Here is a 726-nt window from a genome sequence, read left to right as displayed (position 1 = left end):
CTCAAACGTGCAAATCGCGACTTGGAAAACTGCCGAGTGGTTGCGCCATACGATGCCTTAGTGGTCGAACGTGATGTCGGTGTGGGTCAGTTTGTGACGTCGGGATCTCGTGTCGCCACTTTGAATAACATCGAAGTGGCGGAAGTGCATGTTCCAATTGCTGGTTTTGATAGTGCGTTTTTGCCGGAGTCAATCAAAGAGCTGACAGCAACCGTAACTCAGCAAGGCATTCTCTCGACCACCCGTGAAGGTAAAGTCGTTCGCGATTTGGGAATGATTGATAGCGCCACACGCATGATCAATATGGTGATTCAGGTTGAAGACCCTTATGGCATCGATAACCAGCAACCGCCAATCAAATTTGGTTCTTACGTCGAAGTCAGCTTTACGGGCAAAGAGCTCAAGCATATTTATCGTCTTCCACAAGAACTAGTGAAAAACCGCACGGTTTGGGTCGTCAACGATGAAAATCAACTTCAGCCTCGCACTGTCACAGTGTTAAGAGCGGAGGGAGAATTCATGTTGGTAGGTGAAGGTTTGGAACAAAGTGACCAATTGGTTCTGACTCTTCCTGAATACCCGCAAAAAGGCATGGCGGTTCAAATTGCAAAAAAGAATGACGACTCCGAAACCGTCGTACAGTAAGTAGGAGTTTGTCATGGAAGATACGAATCAAAAGGGCATCATTGCCTATTTTGCCAATAATCCTGTGGCTGCCAACCTGTT

General features: G+C 47.0%; 1 protein-coding gene. It reads left to right on the top strand.

Features of this window, described 5'->3' with window-relative positions:
- The coding region (locus R7040_RS26305; protein ID WP_318097554.1) for an efflux RND transporter periplasmic adaptor subunit at window positions 1-645 on the top strand (645 nt) is incomplete at its 5' end.
- Window positions 646-726: the final 81 nt, after the last annotated feature.

The organism is Vibrio sp. 1069, from assembly GCF_033340555.1.
The sequence above is the reverse complement of the archived record's forward strand: the minus strand, read 5'-3'. Positions and strand labels throughout refer to the sequence as shown.